The sequence below is a fragment of the Cellulomonas sp. GbtcB1 genome (assembly GCF_019091725.1).
GTDB lineage: Bacteria > Actinomycetota > Actinomycetes > Actinomycetales > Cellulomonadaceae > Cellulomonas.
Genome location: NZ_JAGXJG010000452.1, coordinates 1 through 243, shown reverse-complemented (window position 1 = coordinate 243; position 243 = coordinate 1). Strand labels below are relative to the sequence as shown.

The window sequence follows — 243 nt, the reverse complement described above, 5'->3', positions numbered from 1 at the left end:
CACGTTCAGCGTGACCCGCAGGCCGCGGTCGTGCAGCCAGGACAGCAGGGCGTGCGGGTCCGGGAACAGGTCGCGGTTCCACGTGTACCCGGTCCAGCCGGAGCCGAGCGCCGGGTCGTCCTCGGTGACGTGCCAGTCCATGTCGTGCACCGACACCGACAGCGGGATCCGCTCGGCCGCGAACCGCTCGACGACCTCCCCGCAGCCCTCGGCGGTGTACCGCTGGAACCGGCTCCACCAGGT

The 243-nt window shown here is 72.0% G+C and carries 1 protein-coding gene; it reads right to left on the bottom strand.

Annotated elements, in window-relative coordinates; all coding sequences use genetic code 11:
* Positions 1-243: TIM-barrel domain-containing protein (locus tag KVT14_RS21005; RefSeq protein WP_306795885.1), on the bottom strand; the 243-nt coding region annotated here is incomplete at both ends.